The sequence below is a fragment of the Agrobacterium sp. NPDC058088 genome, from assembly GCF_042885035.1.
Taxonomy (GTDB): Bacteria; Pseudomonadota; Alphaproteobacteria; order Rhizobiales; family Rhizobiaceae; genus Agrobacterium.
Genome location: NZ_JBHVSU010000003.1, coordinates 537,474 through 552,817, shown reverse-complemented (window position 1 = coordinate 552,817; position 15,344 = coordinate 537,474). Strand labels below are relative to the sequence as shown.

The window sequence follows — 15,344 nt, the reverse complement described above, 5'->3', positions numbered from 1 at the left end:
CCTCGTATCCAGTAGTGAAATGGTTGGGTGGAAACGAGTGGCCGCCGTACCCGATCTCCCCCCTTGAGGCGGAGATGTCCGGCAGGACAGAGGGGGGTGGCCGCGTATTCACCGCCCTTCACCGCGCCTTCGGCGTCGCCAACACATTCCTGATCGCAAAACTAGAATGAATCCGCGAAACCCCCGGTAGTTTCGACAGAATTTCCTTGTGAATCCGCTCGAAATCCCCCGCACTCTCCGCCTCGCAACGCAGGAAATAATCCGAACCGCCGGTCATCAGATAACATTCGCGGATTTCCGGATACCGCCGCACCGCATTTTCGAAACGGTTGAGAAAATCCTCCGTCTGCCGGTCGAGCGTGATCTGCACGATGACCGAAATCACCTCGCCGCCGGCAAGGCCGCTGGTCAGCGCCGTATAACCCCTGATAATGCCTTCGCGCTCGAGAATATCGACGCGACGCAAGCACGCGGACGGCGAAAGCCCGACCTCTGCGGCAAGCTTTGCGTTGCTTATGCGGGCGTTCAGCCGAAGCAGGCGGATGATATGACGGTCGGTCGCATCAAGGGACGACATAGAAAATTCCAATTGATCAACGAAAATTGCGTGATTTCCTATTCTATCGCATTTTGTTCGAACAATCGCCAAGAAATTCGATAATCGTTGCAATACTCTCATAGGATAAAAATGAGGGTGAACGACCATGGACATGCAGATCAGCCGCCAGCAGGCAGCCAGTGGTGCAAGCGGCCATCTGACCATCGATCTTGGCGCATTGCGCGATAATTATCTGACCCTTGCGGCGATGGCGCCGAAATCGCAGACGGCAGCGGTGGTCAAGGCCGATGCCTATGGTCTCGGCGCTGATATCGTCTCGCAGACTCTGTTCGAGGCGGGTTGCCGCAATTTCTTCGTCGCCCATATCGATGAAGCGCTGGCACTCAGGCTTCGGCTTTCGGCAGAAGCACGGATTTTTGTCCTCAATGGTCTCCAGCCCGGGAATGAGACCTCCTGCGCCGCCATGGCCATCACCCCGGTTTTGAATTCGCTGGAGCAGATTGCCCAATGGTCAGGCCAGGCCAGGAAGCTTGGCAGAACACTCGCCGCCGCCGTGCAGATCGATACCGGCATGTGCCGCCTAGGGCTATCACCAGCAGAGCTTGAAATCCTCATCGCACAGCCGCAAATGCTCGATGGAATCGAGATCGCTTTCGTCATGAGCCATCTGGCCTGTGCCGACGAACCGGACCATGTTTCCAATGCCGCGCAGCTTGCCGTGATGGGTAGGGCCGCAGCCACCTTTTCCGAAACGCCGGTGTGCTTTTCCAATTCGGGCGGAATTTTTCTCGGCAGCGACTATCACAACGCTCTGCTGCGCCCCGGCATCGCGCTTTATGGCGGCGCGCCTTCCGCTGCCGGCCCCAATCCGATGAAGCCGGTCGTCCGTCTTGATCTCGCCGTCATCCAGACCCGCACCGTTCCCGCCGGGTCGCTCGTCGGTTACGGCGGCTCTTTCACGACGAGCGGTTCGACGCGCCTTGCGACCATCGCCGCCGGTTACGCCGATGGCCTGCCGCGTTCGCTCAGCAATCGTGGTGCGGCTTGGTATGGTGGCGTTCGTCTGCCGATTGCCGGGCGCGTTTCGATGGACAGCATCATTCTCGACATATCCGCCCTGCCCGAAGGCACATTGACCCAGGGCAGTCTCGTGCAGATGATAGGGCCTGAGCAGACGCTGGAAGACATTGCCGCGGATGCCGGCACGATTGCTTATGAGATACTGACCGGCCTCGGTCACCGTTACCGCCGCAGTTACATTCAGCCGGGCATGAGCCCGGCAACCGCTTCAACATCCGCCAATCACAAGTGAGACGATCATGAACGTCACTATCCTCGGAGCCGGCGTCGTCGGCGTGACCTCCGCCTGGTATCTGGCCAAAGCCGGACACAAGGTGACGGTGATCGACCGCCAGCCGGCCGCAGCGCTCGAAACCAGCTTTGCCAATGCGGGCGAGGTCTCCCCCGGTTATTCATCACCCTGGGCGGCACCCGGCATTCCGATGAAGGCAATGAAGTGGCTGTTCATGAAACATGCGCCGCTGATTATCCGCCCGACAGCCGACCCGGCCGCCTGGCGCTGGATGAGCCAGATGCTGCGCAACTGCACCTCGGCGCGTTATGCCATCAACAAGAGCCGCATGGTGCGCGTTGCCGAGTACAGCCGTGACTGCCTGATGGCACTGCGTGAAGAGACCGGCATCGAATATGACCAGCGCATGCAGGGCACGCTGGAAGTATTCCGCACCCAGAAGCAGTTCGACGCCATCGGCAAGGATGTGGACGTTCTGACGGCGGGCGGCGTACCGTTCGAAATTCTCGACCGTGACGGCTGCGCCGCCATCGAACCCGGCCTTGCGCCCGCCAAGGAGAAGATCGTCGGCGGCCTGCGACTGCCCGGCGATGAGACCGGTGACTGCTTCATATTTACGACGGAACTTGCGCGCATGGCGGAAGAGGCGGGCGTCACCTTCCTTTACGACACCGGCATCATGCGACCCATTGTCGAAGGGAGCCGCATCAAGGCCGTGGAAACGACGCGTGGCCTGATGGAGGCGGATATCTTCGTGGCGGCGCTGGGCAGCTATTCGCCGCAATTCGTGCGTCAACTTGGGCTGACCTTGCCGGTCTATCCGGTAAAGGGTTATTCCATCACGGTTCCGATCGTGAAAGAAGAACGCGCACCGGTCTCCACGGTCATGGACGAGACGTTCAAGGTGGCGATCACCCGCCTCGGCTCGCGCATTCGCGCCGGTGGCATGGCGGAAATAGCCGGTTTCAGCAAGGATTTGCCGGCAGCACGCCAGGAAACGCTCGCCCATTCGGTGGAAGATCTGTTCGGCGGCGCGGGCGATCAGAGCCAGGCGAAGTTCTGGTGCGGCCTTCGTCCGATGACGCCGGATGGCACGCCCGTCATCGGCGCCACCCGCTACAGCAATCTTTATCTCAACACCGGCCATGGCACGCTTGGCTGGACAATGTCCTGTGGCTCGGCCCGGGTGCTTGCCGACATGATCAGCGGGAACAAGCCGGAGATCGACACGCACGATCTGGCTATCAGCCGTTACGCTGCCTGATCCCTGAAACATGCTGCCCATCCCTATCCGCAAGAGGGGTGGGCATCAAAGCGCCAGCGCGTCCTTGAGTGCCAACCCTTCCTTCATTCGAAGATCGAGATCGGCTTCGATGTGGTCAAGATGCCGCAGCATCAACGCACGGGCTTTCGCCGCATCCTTTGCCTCCAGAGCATCCAGTAGGTCGGCATGATCGTTGTGACCACAGCTAGAGACGCCCGAGCGGCCATAGAGCGCGATGACCAGCGAGGAACGCGCCACCAGCTCATCCATGAATTTTTCAAGGATGGCATTGCCGGCAAGCGCGGCGAGCATCAGGTGAAAATCGCCCGACGCCTTGATCTCCGCGCGTCTGGCGGTTGGACCACGCTCAAGCTGGTGGCGGCTTTCCTCAACCAGATGCTCCCTCAGCTTCTTCGCTGCCGCAGGGGTGATCTTTTCGATCGCCGCATCCACCACGCCCGGTTCGATCAGCCGGCGCGAGGCAAAAACCTGCCGCGCCTCATCCGGCGTGGGATTGGAAACGAAGGCGCCGCGATTGCGCTCAGCCTTGACCAGACCCTCGTAGGCCAGCATCTGTAGGGCTGCCCGCACCACCGTGCGGCTTACCTCGAACAGGGTTCCCACTTCCGCTTCCGACAATTTCGTTCCCGGTGCGAGCCGCCGGTCTACAATGGCGTCACGCAGCGTATCGCGAATGGCCTGTGCTCGGTCTTCGTGCGAGGTGTCGGGATTGAATGATATGTGGGAAAGGCTCATCGGTGCGTCCTGTTTGCTCTTGAGTTCTACCGCGAAGTACGCCGCGCGCAAACAGGAATTGCGGGCCGCCGCCGGTCCGCCACAATTCATTCAGCGCCCGTTCAGCAGCCGGGCTGTATTTCCTTAACCATCGAATTTGCAACTGGCAGCGCCCTGCCACTTGGATGGAAAAAACACCATGTCGTCCTTTGCAGCCAAAACAGTTCTGACAATTGCTGTCGCCGCCGCCACGATCGTTCCCCTCAGCAGCGCATCCGCCGGCGACTGGGACCGCCACGACCGTCGCGATGCCGCCATTCTGGGTGGCGTCCTCGGTCTCGCCGCCGGTGTCGCCGTCGGCTCCGCAATGTCGCGGCCAGGCCCAGTCGATGATGAGCGCGTCTATATCGACCCGCCCCGTCGTTACGAGCCGAGCTATGTGTATGAAGAGCCGGACTACCGCTATTATCAGCCGGCACCGCAGCCAGTTTATCGCCCCGCTCCGGTCTATCGTCCGGCACCGGTTTACCGCGCCCAGCCGGTCTATGACACTAATCCCGGCTATTACCAGCCGCGCCGGACCTACCGCACCATCGAGCCTTGGACAAATGCCTGGTACGACTATTGCTCGCAGCGCTATCGCAGCTTCAACAGCCGGTCCGGCACCTATGTCGGTAACGATGGTCAGCGCCATTTCTGCGTCGCAGGCTGATCGGGAAGACCGCCAACATCGATACTGCCGTCATTGTCAGGCCGCGGATGGAACCGTCCGCGGCTTTTCCATGAGCGACCCTCACACCGTAGCGCTCTTCACATAATCCGCCCGGTTGATGCCATGCCGCTGCAGCTTGTCGTAGAATGTCTTGCGGGCAATGCCGAGCGTCGCGATGGTTTCCGCCACGTCTCCGTTCGACTGCTCCAGCGTTTCACGGATGATATGGGCCTCGATCTCGTCCATGCGCTCCGGCAGGGTGCCGGAAACGGGAAGAGCGGATTGCGAAGCGGACGTGGCCGCAGGTTCGACCTCCAGGCCCAGCACCACCCTTTCGGCGAAATGCCCGAGTTCCCGAACATTGCCCGGCCAATCATGCTCCTGAAGCCGGCGGGACGTGCCGGCGCTGATCTGCGGTACCGGCATGTTGAAACGGTTAGCAGCCTTGGTGACGAAATGGGAAAACAGCAGCGGAATGTCCGCCTTGCGTTCGCGCAGCGGCGGAATGGACAACGTCACCACGTTTAGCCGGTAATAGAGATCCTCGCGGAAGCTGCCTCGCTCGGCCGGATCACCGAGATCGACCTTGGCCGCCGCCACCACGCGGATATCGACTGGCCTTTCCTCGTTAGATCCAAGCGGTGAGACCTCGCGCATTTCCAGCACACGCAGCATCTTCACCTGAACGGCAAGCGGCATGCTTTCGATCTCGTCCAGAAACAGCGTGCCGCCGCTCGAATGTTCGATACGGCCGACACGCTTTTTCTGTGCACCGGTAAACGCCCCCGGCTCATGGCCAAAAAGCTCGCTTTCGATCACCGTTTCCGGCAGCGCGCCGCAATTCAGCGCCACGAAATTGCTCTTTGAACGCTTCTTGCTCCAGCGATGCAGCGCTGTCGCCACCACTTCCTTGCCGCTGCCCGTCTCGCCTGCCACCAACACATCCACATCCGTATCGGCAATATGGCGCAGCGTTGTGCGCAGGCGCTCCATGGCTGGCGTCTGGCCGATCAACGGCAGATCGTCCTCCGCCTGTCCCGCAGCCCGGCGAAGCGCGCGGTTTTCCAGCACGAGACGGCGTTTTTCCAGCGCCCGGCGCGCGCTTTCCACCATGCGTTCGGCGGGAAAGGGTTTGGCGATGAAATCATAGGCGCCGTTGTGAAGCGCATCGACGGCCATCGGCACATCGCCATGGCCGGTGATGAGGATAACAGGCAGATCGGCGTCGATCTTGCGGACATGGTCGAAAAATTCCAGACCTGTCATGCCCGGCATGCGCACATCGGTGATGATGACACCGTCAAAATCTTCGCTCAGGGCCGCAAGCGCCTGTTCGGCCCGGGAAAAGGATGTGACCGGCAATCCGTCGAGTTCCAGCGTCTGCACCATCGCCTTGCGCAGTTGGGAATCGTCGTCCACCAGAAATATGGTTCCACCTGCCATCATGTCATGCTCGCTTCAGATATACGGAAAAAGCCGTGCCCGCCTCGCCGCTCGTCACCTCGATGCGGCCGCCATAATCGGAGGCAATGTCGTTGGAGATCACGAGGCCGAGACCGAGGCCACTTTCCTTTGATGTGTTGAAGGGTGAAAAAAGCTGGGCGCGGATGGCCTCAGGAATGCCGGTGCCATTGTCGCTGACCGAAATCACAACCATGTCGCCCTCCTCCCGCACCCGCACCTCGACACGTGCGGTGTCAATCGTTTCCGTGGCTTCCAGCGCGTTTTGCAGGAGGTTGATGAGGATTTGTTCGAGCCTAATACGGCTGCCGAGCACCTTCATTTCCTGATCGGGCAGGGCGATATCCAGCGCATCCATCTGCCCGGAAAAACGGCTGCGCAACAGCACGACCGCACCTTCGATGACCAATCTGACACTCACGGGTTCGGCGGCCGTGCGGCCCTTGCGTGCCAGTATCTTAAGGTCGGTGGTGATGGTGCCGATACGTTCGGTGAGAGCGGCGATATCTTCCAGATTTTCATTGGCTTCGGCCAGACGATCGCGTTTTAGCAACGTGCGGGCATTATCGGCGAAAGCGCGGATGGTCGCCACCGGCTGGTTGATTTCATGCGCCACGCCCGCCGCCACCTGGCCCAGAATGGAAAGGCGATTGGCCTGAACCAACTCGTGCTGCACATTGCGTAATTCGCCGGTGGTCTTTTCATGCAGGGTAATTTCGGCCTGCAGATGATCGCGCGTTTTTGTCAGGTCGCGGGTCCGCTCCTGCACCTTCAATTCCAGTTCAGCGCGGGCACGCTGTTCCTCTTCCTTTTCCTGAAGCGCCTTGTGTCTGCGCCACAGCCAGAGCGCGGAAAGCGCCATCAGCGGCATCAGGGTCGCCAGCGCCACCACCCTTCCCTCACGGATCGCAGCATTCAGTGCCGGTGCGACGGGCTGCAGATAATGCAGGGTCCATGACGTCGTCGGCACTGGCACTTCCAGTTGCAGATAATCGCCACGCTCCCGCCCCGGCCCATCGACATGGATCAGTGGCACGCTGTCCCCCGACGACCGGGCCGCCCGAAATGGCAGGGTCGCCAGTGTCTCATTGCCGAATTGCAGGCTTTCGGCAATGATCTTCCGCCGCGCCTCGTCGATGGGCGCAACGGTCTTGAACCGCCACTCCGGAACGCTGGTCATCAGCACGACACCGTTCCTGTCGACCACATAAACGGGTTTGCCGCCGATGTTCCAGTCCGATTCCAGACGGTTAAATTCCACCTTGGCGATCACGACGCCGAGCGGCCGCCCGTCGCTGGCATCAATGCGGCGGGAAATATAAAGACCCGGCCGGCGGCTGACATTGCCAAGCGCATAATGTTCGGACATGCCCGTCTTCATCGCCGCCTGAAAATATTCGCGGAAGGCGTAGTTGGAGCCAACGAAGCTGTCGTCCTGGCGCCAATTGCTGGAGGCAATGGTCAGCCCAGTCGGCCCGGTGACGTAGATCACCGAGGACTGCGTGCCTTCGATCAGGCCTTCCAGCTTGCGGTTCAGCCGATCAAGGGCAGGTGCACCGCCGCCATCAAGAGCGGCGGCAAGATCGGGATCCCCAGATAGCACCAGCGGAATAGCGCGCGGCCGCTCCAGCGCGACATTCAGTAGTGCGATCTTCAGTTCAGCATCCGTAGAGGCCTCGGTGGCGGCGGTGCGTATCGCCTGGCGTCGGGCGAACTCATCGGCCACCAGCAGCATGGCCAGGCTGACCAGAAGCCACAAGCCAGCCAACGCCAGCCATTGCGCGCGCCGTTTCGCCTGAGAGTGAGGTGCCTGATCCTGATAGGTCATGAGACGATTGTGCGGTTTTACACACAAACTTCAAGAGATTTTGTCCGGAATTCCGCACAAACGGCCGTGAGCTGGCGAAGCTTCAATAAAAACTACTTTTGAAATCAGCCAGTTACGGCAAATAATCAAGTCTGGCATGCGTATTGCACATGACTCCTCAATCGGCGCGAAGCCGTCAACGACACGGCGATCCCGGGAGGCCAATAAAGGCAGGGTGAGGCCGAGGAGGAAAAAACATGATCGATACGACAGCCGTGGCCGCAGGCCACGCCAAAATGCCATTTTACAAGCACCTGTATTTTCAGGTTCTGGTGGCCATCATCGCCGGTATCGCGCTCGGCCATTTCTATCCGGCTTTCGGCGAAGAGCTGAAGCCGCTCGGCGACGGCTTCATCCGCCTCGTCAAGATGATCATCGCTCCCGTCATCTTCCTTACCGTCGCGACCGGCATTGCCGGCATGAACGACATGAAGAAGGTTGGCCGCGTAGCCGGCAAGGCCATGATTTACTTCCTGGTCTTCTCCACGCTCGCGCTCGTCGTTGGCCTCATCGTTGCCAATACCGTGCAGCCGGGCGCCGGCATGAACATCGATCCGGCGACGCTGGATGCCAAGGCCGTCGCGACCTACGCCGACAAGGCCCATGAGCAGACCATCACCGGCTTCCTGATGAACATCATTCCGACCACCATCGTCGGCGCTTTCGCCAGCGGGGATATCCTGCAGGTGCTGTTCTTCTCGGTCCTGTTCGGCATCGCGCTCGGCATCGTCGGTGAAAAGGGCAAGCCCGTCACCGATTTCATGCACGCCATGATGTATCCGATCTTCAAGCTGGTCGCGATCCTGATGAAGGCAGCTCCCATCGGTGCTTTTGGCGCCATGGCTTTCACTATCGGCAAATACGGCATCTCGTCGGTCACCAACCTCGCCATGCTGATCGGCACCTTCTACGTCACGTCAGCGCTGTTCGTGTTTGTGGTTCTCGGCGCCGTCTGCCGCTACAACGGCTTCTCCATCGTCGCGCTGATCCGCTATATCAAGGAAGAGCTGCTGCTGGTTCTCGGCACCTCTTCTTCGGAAGCCGCCCTGCCCGGCCTGATGAGCAAGATGGAAAAGGCGGGCTGCAAGCGCTCCGTCGTCGGTCTCGTCATCCCGACCGGTTACTCCTTCAACCTTGACGGCACCAACATCTATATGACGCTGGCTGCCCTGTTCATCGCACAGGCGACCGGTATCCACCTGTCCTTCGGTGAACAGATCCTGCTGTTGCTGGTGGCAATGCTGTCCTCCAAGGGCGCAGCCGGCATCACCGGCGCAGGCTTCATCACGCTTGCCGCCACATTGTCAGTTGTGCCTTCGGTTCCGGTCGCCGGCATGGCGTTGATCCTCGGCATCGACCGCTTCATGTCTGAATGCCGTGCGCTCACCAACTTCGTCGGCAATGCGGTTGCCACCATCGTTGTCGCCCGCTGGGAAGGTGAACTGGATGAGGCGCAACTCGCGCGCGTCCTCAGCGGCAAGGAGGAAATCTCCGGCATCGCCGATGTCGATTCCCTGCCGGCATCTGTTCAGCCCGCAGAATAATACGACCTCCCAAGGTCCTGCCTGTTCCGGTCCGTCCGGACAGGCCCCGCACGAAGGCCGGCGTATCCAGTGGATGCGCCGGCCTTTCGTCGTTCCGCACCTCGACGAAAACGGTTTTTATTGGCCCGGCGATGCTATAAAGCCAGACGAGGTGTCAGGCTATAAACGGAGTGGCCGCATGAAAAACCTGTTTCTGGCCTGGCAATTCTGGGCGCTGCTATCGGCAGCCTTTGCGGCGCTGACCGCCATTTTCGCCAAGATCGGCATCGAAAACGTCAATTCCGATTTCGCCACCTTCATCCGCACCATCGTCATTCTCGCCGCCGCGGGCATGATGGTCTACATTACCGGGAACTGGCAGCAGCCCTCCGCCATTTCGGGGCGAACCTGGTTATTCCTAGTGCTTTCGGGTCTGGCGACCGGCGCGTCTTGGATATGTTATTTCCGGGCGCTGAAAATCGGCGATGCCGCCCGCGTCGCGCCCATCGACAAGCTGAGCGTCGTCTTCGTCGCCGTTTTTGCGGTGCTTTTTCTGGGGGAAAGACTGTCGCTGCCCAATTGGCTCGGCGTTGTGCTGATTGCCTGCGGCGCGGTGCTTGTGGCCTATCGCGGATAGAAGCATCGGCCGGATGCCGGCCGATGCGATCCTCAAGCCCTCAGCCTCTTGCCGCCAGCGCGTTATCGAGACCGCGCTTGACGCCGGCAAACAGCTCATCCAGTTGCTCGGCCGTGATGATCAGTGGCGGGCAGAAACAAATGGATTCACCGATAGGCCGGGTGATGACGCCTTCGCTTTCGATGGCCGCGGCAAGCGCCAGCGTCGTATCGCCCGGTTTCATGCCCTTCCATGGCTTCACCTCCAGCGCACCGATAAGGCCTATGCCACGCGATGAATGGATGAGCGGATGATCGGCAAGCGACTTCAGATGATCGAGAAACTTGCCTTCCAGACGCGCGACATTGCCGATCAGATCGCGCTCCTGAATGATCTTCAGGTTTTCGAGGCCCACAGCCGTTGCGACCGGATGGCCGGAGGCTGTGTAACCATGGCCGAAGGAGCCGATACGGTCTGATTCATCGGCGATCGGCTGATAGAAATTGTCGTTCATGATGATCGCCGAAAGTGGCATGTAGGACGACGAAATCTGTTTGGAGACGACAAGGACGTCTGGCTTGATGTCATAGGTCTCGCAGGCAAACATCCTACCGGTGCGGCCAAAACCGCAGATCACCTCATCCACGACAAGCAGGATGTCGTATTTCTTCAAGATGGTCTGTACGCCTTCCCAATAACCTTCCGGTGGCAGGAGAACGCCACCCGCGCCCATCACCGGCTCACCCCAGAAGGCGGCGATGGTCTCGGGACCTTCGCGCAGGATCAGCTCTTCCAGTTCGCCGAGGATACGCGCAGTGAACTCCGCTTCGCTTTCGCCGTCCTTACCGAAATGCGTATAGGAAGGGCAGGCCGTATGCAGCATGCGGTCAAGCGGCAGGTCGAAGCTTTCATGGTTGCGCGGCAGGCCGGTGATAGAGGCCGAAGCGATGGTTACGCCATGATAACCCTTGATGCGGCCGATGATCTTCTTCTTGTCTCGTCTGCCCAACGCATTCGAGCGATACCAGACCATTTTCGCAACGAGATCGTTGGCCTCGGAGCCGGAGGAAGTGAAATGCACCTTGGACATCGGCACAGGTGCCAGCTCGATCAGCAGTTCGGCGAGATCAACGGAGGGGCCATGGGTCTTGTAGGAGAAGGTGTGGTAATAGGGCAGCTTCTGCATCTGCTTCGTTGCCGCATCCACCAGCCGCTTTTCGCCGAAACCGAGCGCTACCGACCACAGCCCTGCCATCGCCTCGATATAGCGCTTGCCGCTGCTGTCGGTCACATAGATGCCCTCGCCGCTTTCGATAACCAGACCGCCGGTCTTTTCGAATTTGCGCAGGTTGACGTTCGGGTGCATCTGATAGGCGATATCGCGTGCCTCGACGGAATTGGGCAGGATGGTCATCGATAAGGGCTCCGTTTCGGTTGATGGACTGCGGCGTCAGACGTGCTGGCCGCCATTGATGTGAATTTCCGCGCCGTTAATGTAGCTCGACTGTTCCGAGCAGAGGAAATAGATGGTCTGCGCCACCTCGGCAGTGTTGCCGAGGCGGCCGAGCGGCACCTGCGCATCCACCAGTTCGGCCGTTCCGGGCGACAGGATGGCGGTGTTGATTTCGCCCGGCGCGATGGCATTGGCGCGCACGCCGCGCGGTCCGAACTCATGCGCGAGCTCCCGCGTCAGCGCCGCAAGCGCCGCCTTGGAAGCAGCATAGGCAACGCCCGCGAATGGATGAACCCGCGATCCGACGATGGAGGTGACGTTGACGATCGAGCCCCTGGCAACCTCCAGTTCCGGCAGCAGCGCACGGGCAAGCAGCGCGGTGGAGATAAGGTTGACATTCATCACCCGCGTCCACACGTCCGCCGTCGTCTCCATCACCCCCAGGCGGCTTCCGCCCTCACCCTTGGGAGAAATCCCCGCATTGTTGACGAGGGCGGCAAGCTTGCCTTCCGGCAGGCGCGAGCGCACCTCGTCTGCCAGATCATCGATCCGCGACAAATCCTCAAGATCGGCCTGGATATGGCTCTCGCGCGCAGATGGCCACCGGCATTCCTCCGAAAAGGGCTGTCTCGAAACGGTGAGAATCCTCCAGCCCTTTTCCTGAAACAGCTTGACGGTGGCATGCCCTATCCCGCGGCTGGCGCCGGTCAGAAGCATGAAAGGAACAGCCATATGAGAACTCCCGTGCCATGCGATCCGTTGAGCCGGACGCATTCAGCCTCGCATGTTAGAGTGCTGCAACCGGCTGACAAGGTCTTTTTTGTCGCGGTGCGGTAATCGACCAATGGCCCATGGGCTAATCCCATTTGATGCCCGGCTTTCACCCGAAGGGAATATTTGAAGCCGACCGTTTACCCATAAAATGAAGCCTCCCGAATGTGTGATCGGTATTGGGAGGGGGCAAGAATGCGCATCGACATCATCGACACCGACGCTGGCTTTGAGGCGATCCGTGAAAACTGGGACGCGGTATTCATGGCCGATCCCCATGCCCGGCATTTTCTCTCCTGGGGCTGGCTTCGGGATTATATGCCGCGCCGCAGGCGCTGGTTCATCCTTGCGCTCCGCGAACGCCCGGAAGGCTCGCCCTATGTGGCGTTTTTTCCCCTCCGCATCGTCACCGAACCGGACAAGAAAACCGGTCGCTTTCACGACAGCATCGTCATGGCCGGCAATGCGGCGGCGGACTACACCGGTTTCATTTCTCTGCCGGACTATGAAAATCACGCGGTGGCGGGGTTCTGTTCCTACATTCGACAACAGAATTGGACCGAACTGAAGCTCGACTATCTCTCCGGTCCGCCGGAAAGACGCGATGCGATGATCCGCGCCCTTCAGGGACCACTCGTCATGTTCCGCGACAACATGCCGACAAACTCCTACAACATCAACAATTGCATCTGCCCGGTGGTGTCCCTGCCCCAGACTTTCGACGGTTATCTTGAAAGCCATATGAGCAGCCAGACGCGGCAGAAGCTCAGGCGCTTCCTGCGAAAGGTGGAGGGCGGCGACGAGTACCGCATTACCTTCGCAACAAGGGACACCATCAAGCGGGACATGGTCATCCTGTTCGATTTCTGGCGCATTCGCTGGGCGCCGCATAAGGGCAAGGAGCGTACCGAACTCCTGATCGGCGCCACGCGGCAGATGCTGATGGACGTCTGGCTGCGCGGCGACCTGGAAGTGCCAGTGCTCTGGTTTGGCGACCAGCCGCTCGGCGCGCTCGCCAACATCATCGACCGGCGAAAAAAATCGGTCCTGTTCTACATTACCGGTCGCGACGAGAACTGGAAGACACCGTCCCCCGGCCTCGTGCTGCATGGGCATTGTATCCGCAGGGCGATCGAACAGGGTTTCAGGACCTACGATTTCCTGCGCGGCAACGAGCCCTATAAGTATTTCTTCGGCCCCGAAGAACACAAGCTGAGCTGCACGCTCTTTCGCACCCGCTCGGGCGACAATCTCGGCGGCACGCTTAATCCGCGCAGTATCCGCTTCGTCTACGAACAGGCGCTGAAACTCTACAAGACCGGCAAGAAGGCCGAGGCCAACATTGCCTTCGGGCAGGTTCTTTCCGCAGCCCCGGATCATCTCGGCGCGCAGTTCGGGCTTGCCAATCTCGCCTTCGACCGCGGTGAATTCCGGGAGGCCGAAATCGCCTTTCTCAGCCTTCTGGCAGTAGGCCAGGAACCCGTCGTCCTGTGGCTGCGCATCGGCGAGACGCGACTGGCGCAGCGGCAATTTCACGAGGCATCAGAGGCCTTCCGCCAGGTGACCAACCGCGCTCCCTTCCACCGGGAAGCACTGTACAAATGCGCGGTGGCGTTGATTGCCGCCGAACGACAGATGGAAGCGGCGGAAATCCTGGAACGGCTGCAGCATTATCACTCCGACGATGCGGCACATCTGGAATATGCCGAAAAAGCCCGCGCCGCCCTTGCGCGGTTGGAACAGGCAAAAGTCAAGTCTTCGCTGCCGCCAGATATCGTCACGCTCGCCGCCAAACCAAAAACGACCGCCAAGCGCTGGCTACCGCCAAAGGTTTTGCATTGACGGCATCGACCTGTAAGTTGCGGCGGGAAAACCCGCTCGCCGACTTGCAAGGATACTAGATGTTTCTGACCAACAAGGACATGCTCGATCTTATCGAGCTTCGCCATGACCTGCACCGCCATCCGGAAATTTCCGGCGAGGAAAAGGAAACCGCTCGGCGCATACGCACTTTCCTCGCGCAGGCAAAACCCGACCGGCTTCTTGCCGATCTCGGCGGGAATGGCGTGGCGGCGGTCTATGACAGCGGTAAAACCGGCCCGGCAATCCTGATCCGCTCGGAACTCGATGCTCTGCCCATCCAAGAAAAGAGCATGGCCGATCATCGCTCCGGCACCGATGGCAAAGGCCACCTTTGCGGCCATGATGGACATTCCACCATCCTGACGGCACTGGCGCTCGGCCTCTCCAGGCAAAGGCCGCAATCCGGCCGCGTCATCCTGCTCTATCAGCCCGCGGAGGAAACGGGCGCCGGTGCCGCCGCTGTTCTCGCCGACCCGCGCTTTGACGAGATAAGACCCGACTATTCTTTTTCGCTGCACAACCTTCCCGGCCTGCCGCTCGGCCACGTCAGCGTGCTGGAAGGGCCGGTCAATTGCGCATCTCGAGGCATCAAGATCCGTCTTTCGGGCAAGACGGCGCATGCCTCTTCACCGGAACACGGCGTTTCGCCCATGCGGGCCATATCCAGGCTGATGCCCGCCTTGGCCGAACTGGGTTCCGGCTTCCCACCGGAACCCGATTTTTCGATGGTGACAATCACCCATGCCGTGATGGGCGAGGCCGCCTTCGGTATTTCCGCAGCCGATGCGGAAATATGGGCAACGCTCAGAACCTTGAACGACGACAGGATGGAAAGGCTTTGTGCAGCCGCGGAAAAGCTGGCGAAGAAAGTCGCAAACGAGCAGCAACTGACACTCGACATCGCCTATGACGATATTTTCCTGCATTGCGAAAATGCGCCAGAGGCGGTCGCGTACATAAGGCAGGCACTCGACGAGGAGAAGATTCCGTATGACTCCGAAGGTCTGCCCATGCGGGCCTCGGAGGATTTCGGACGTTTCCGCACCGTCTCGTCGTCAGCCATGTTCTTTCTCGGCGCAGGCAGGGATTACCCCAATCTGCACAATCCCGATTACGACTTTCCGGACGCGTTGATCGGTATCGGCGCGCGCATCTTCATGCGCATCATCCGCAATCTGACAGATGCTAAATAGCGACGACGAGCCCTG

At 60.0% G+C, this 15,344-nt stretch carries 13 protein-coding genes; 7 read left to right on the top strand and 6 right to left on the bottom strand.

Annotation, left to right across the window (positions count from 1 at the left end; translation table 11 throughout):
- Window positions 1-118 precede the first annotated feature (118 nt).
- On the bottom strand, window positions 119-577 hold the full coding sequence (locus tag ACFVTJ_RS12520) for an Lrp/AsnC family transcriptional regulator (protein ID WP_004438693.1): 459 nt from the start codon (window positions 575-577) through the stop codon (window positions 119-121).
- Window positions 578-704: 127 nt separating this feature from the next.
- On the opposite strand from ACFVTJ_RS12520, the gene alr reads away from it, so the two are divergent.
- The gene (alr, locus tag ACFVTJ_RS12515) at window positions 705-1,871 is read left to right on the top strand and encodes an alanine racemase (protein ID WP_386907775.1); all 1,167 of its coding nucleotides are present in this window, start codon (window positions 705-707) and stop codon (window positions 1,869-1,871) included.
- Window positions 1,872-1,878: 7 nt separating this feature from the next.
- Window positions 1,879-3,135, top strand: a complete 1,257-nt coding sequence (locus ACFVTJ_RS12510; protein WP_386907773.1) for a D-amino acid dehydrogenase — start codon at window positions 1,879-1,881, stop codon at window positions 3,133-3,135.
- A gap of 45 nt (window positions 3,136-3,180) precedes the next feature.
- Here ACFVTJ_RS12510 and ACFVTJ_RS12505 read toward each other — a convergent pair whose 3' ends face one another.
- Window positions 3,181-3,891, bottom strand: coding sequence for a GntR family transcriptional regulator (locus tag ACFVTJ_RS12505; protein WP_386907771.1), 711 nt, complete (start codon window positions 3,889-3,891; stop codon window positions 3,181-3,183).
- Between the two features lie 178 nt (window positions 3,892-4,069).
- On the opposite strand from ACFVTJ_RS12505, the gene ACFVTJ_RS12500 reads away from it, so the two are divergent.
- Window positions 4,070-4,582: a BA14K family protein gene (locus ACFVTJ_RS12500; protein ID WP_386907769.1), complete on the top strand. Its 513-nt coding sequence runs from the start codon at window positions 4,070-4,072 to the stop codon at window positions 4,580-4,582.
- Between the two features lie 81 nt (window positions 4,583-4,663).
- Here the strand turns inward: ACFVTJ_RS12500 and ACFVTJ_RS12495 are convergent, their stop codons facing one another.
- Window positions 4,664-6,028: a sigma-54-dependent transcriptional regulator gene (locus tag ACFVTJ_RS12495; protein WP_386907767.1), complete on the bottom strand. Its 1,365-nt coding sequence runs from the start codon at window positions 6,026-6,028 to the stop codon at window positions 4,664-4,666.
- Between the two features lies 1 nt (window position 6,029).
- Entirely contained in the window at window positions 6,030-7,871 is a 1,842-nt protein-coding gene (locus ACFVTJ_RS12490) for an ATP-binding protein (RefSeq protein ID WP_386907765.1), read from the bottom strand.
- 236 nt (window positions 7,872-8,107) lie between these two features.
- On the opposite strand from ACFVTJ_RS12490, the gene ACFVTJ_RS12485 reads away from it, so the two are divergent.
- The gene (locus ACFVTJ_RS12485; protein ID WP_386907763.1) at window positions 8,108-9,454 is read left to right on the top strand and encodes a dicarboxylate/amino acid:cation symporter; all 1,347 of its coding nucleotides are present in this window, start codon (window positions 8,108-8,110) and stop codon (window positions 9,452-9,454) included.
- A 178-nt stretch (window positions 9,455-9,632) separates the two neighbouring features.
- Complete coding sequence (locus tag ACFVTJ_RS12480) at window positions 9,633-10,070, top strand: EamA family transporter (protein ID WP_386907761.1); 438 nt, start codon at window positions 9,633-9,635, stop codon at window positions 10,068-10,070.
- A gap of 40 nt (window positions 10,071-10,110) precedes the next feature.
- On the opposite strand, the gene ACFVTJ_RS12475 is transcribed toward ACFVTJ_RS12480, so the two are convergent.
- Together ACFVTJ_RS12475 and ACFVTJ_RS12470 are read right to left on the bottom strand one after the other, a co-directional pair.
- The gene (locus ACFVTJ_RS12475) at window positions 10,111-11,463 is read right to left on the bottom strand and encodes an aspartate aminotransferase family protein (RefSeq protein WP_386907759.1); all 1,353 of its coding nucleotides are present in this window, start codon (window positions 11,461-11,463) and stop codon (window positions 10,111-10,113) included.
- 36 nt (window positions 11,464-11,499) lie between these two features.
- Window positions 11,500-12,234: an SDR family NAD(P)-dependent oxidoreductase gene (locus ACFVTJ_RS12470; protein WP_386907758.1), complete on the bottom strand. Its 735-nt coding sequence runs from the start codon at window positions 12,232-12,234 to the stop codon at window positions 11,500-11,502.
- Between the two features lie 234 nt (window positions 12,235-12,468).
- Here ACFVTJ_RS12470 and ACFVTJ_RS12465 point away from each other — a divergent pair, with 234 nt between their 5' ends.
- Both ACFVTJ_RS12465 and ACFVTJ_RS12460 read left to right on the top strand, forming a co-directional pair.
- Window positions 12,469-14,115 (top strand): GNAT family N-acetyltransferase, encoded by a 1,647-nt coding sequence (locus ACFVTJ_RS12465; RefSeq protein WP_386907756.1) that lies wholly within the window; start codon window positions 12,469-12,471, stop codon window positions 14,113-14,115.
- Between the two features lie 59 nt (window positions 14,116-14,174).
- Complete coding sequence (locus ACFVTJ_RS12460; protein WP_386907755.1) at window positions 14,175-15,329, top strand: amidohydrolase; 1,155 nt, start codon at window positions 14,175-14,177, stop codon at window positions 15,327-15,329.
- Window positions 15,330-15,344: the final 15 nt, after the last annotated feature.

Bases quoted from the DNA above. Each gene is read 5' to 3' on its own strand.
- ACFVTJ_RS12490 (WP_386907765.1), bottom strand. From the start codon at position 7,871: ATGACCTATCAGGATCAGGCACCTCACTCTCAGGCGAAACGGCGCGCG.
- ACFVTJ_RS12500 (WP_386907769.1), top strand. From the start codon at position 4,070: ATGTCGTCCTTTGCAGCCAAAACAGTTCTGACAATTGCTGTCGCCGCC.
- ACFVTJ_RS12480 (WP_386907761.1), top strand. From the start codon at position 9,633: ATGAAAAACCTGTTTCTGGCCTGGCAATTCTGGGCGCTGCTATCGGCA.
- ACFVTJ_RS12505 (WP_386907771.1), bottom strand. From the start codon at position 3,891: ATGAGCCTTTCCCACATATCATTCAATCCCGACACCTCGCACGAAGAC.
- ACFVTJ_RS12460 (WP_386907755.1), top strand. From the start codon at position 14,175: ATGTTTCTGACCAACAAGGACATGCTCGATCTTATCGAGCTTCGCCAT.
- ACFVTJ_RS12520 (WP_004438693.1), bottom strand. From the start codon at position 577: ATGTCGTCCCTTGATGCGACCGACCGTCATATCATCCGCCTGCTTCGG.
- alr (WP_386907775.1), top strand. From the start codon at position 705: ATGGACATGCAGATCAGCCGCCAGCAGGCAGCCAGTGGTGCAAGCGGC.
- ACFVTJ_RS12485 (WP_386907763.1), top strand. From the start codon at position 8,108: ATGATCGATACGACAGCCGTGGCCGCAGGCCACGCCAAAATGCCATTT.
- ACFVTJ_RS12495 (WP_386907767.1), bottom strand. From the start codon at position 6,028: ATGATGGCAGGTGGAACCATATTTCTGGTGGACGACGATTCCCAACTG.
- ACFVTJ_RS12475 (WP_386907759.1), bottom strand. From the start codon at position 11,463: ATGACCATCCTGCCCAATTCCGTCGAGGCACGCGATATCGCCTATCAG.
- ACFVTJ_RS12470 (WP_386907758.1), bottom strand. From the start codon at position 12,234: ATGGCTGTTCCTTTCATGCTTCTGACCGGCGCCAGCCGCGGGATAGGG.
- ACFVTJ_RS12510 (WP_386907773.1), top strand. From the start codon at position 1,879: ATGAACGTCACTATCCTCGGAGCCGGCGTCGTCGGCGTGACCTCCGCC.
- ACFVTJ_RS12465 (WP_386907756.1), top strand. From the start codon at position 12,469: ATGCGCATCGACATCATCGACACCGACGCTGGCTTTGAGGCGATCCGT.